This window comes from Noviherbaspirillum sp. ST9 (genome assembly GCF_048799745.1).
Classification (GTDB): domain Bacteria; phylum Pseudomonadota; class Gammaproteobacteria; order Burkholderiales; family Burkholderiaceae_D; genus Noviherbaspirillum.
The window spans coordinates 1-681 of sequence record NZ_JBLWFR010000094.1; the positions used below are offsets into that span (position 1 = coordinate 1).

Here is a 681-nt window from a genome sequence, read left to right on the forward strand (position 1 = left end):
CTTCATCCTCTAATATTATCGGCCTATCCCAACTATTAGTCCCAGGTGCTCGACGTAGCACAGTTGATTATTTTTTCCCGTCTTATAATCAAACATTTGGACCTTGGAGCCTGTCGAAAGCTCCGATTATGAAGTATTCAGACGAAACAATATATTTCCGCCTTAAACCTTATCCCGGAGAAAGTCAGAGGGACTATAGTATAATAAGAGCATTTAACCTTGACTTAAATTCTATTGATGTAAAGCTAAATCCTGCAATTGCTGATAAAATTGAGAGATATGAAGTTGAAACAAAATTAGTCTATTATAAACGTTTTAGGGGCGATTATGACTTAAATTCTATCTTGCCTAATTTAACTAGCGAGAATCAAGCTGTTTCGGGCGATTATATTTACAATGACGATACAAAACAAAATGAAACTCAAATTATCGCAAACCCAAGCTTCAATTTGCAATACATACCTCCTTTTGTAGAAGGGGAAAACTGGAGTACTTCAAGGTATGATGTAGTATGTAGGCGTGGTGGGTCAATCCCAGCAAAAGGATGTGTCGTTAAAGTCACTGTAACGCTTTATCCCAAAACTCCCTATAATGTTACACCAATTGTGATGACTAGATCATACCTTCCTGATTATCAAAAGACATATGGAACTCTAGATTATTACAAAGATTATTTTAAAT

Annotated in this window: 1 protein-coding gene; it reads left to right on the forward strand. The window is 35.8% G+C overall.

Annotation, left to right across the window (positions count from 1 at the left end):
* Positions 1-128 precede the first annotated feature (128 nt).
* Positions 129-681: hypothetical protein (locus ACNOHI_RS24925; RefSeq protein WP_420477419.1), on the forward strand; the 553-nt coding region annotated here is incomplete at its 3' end.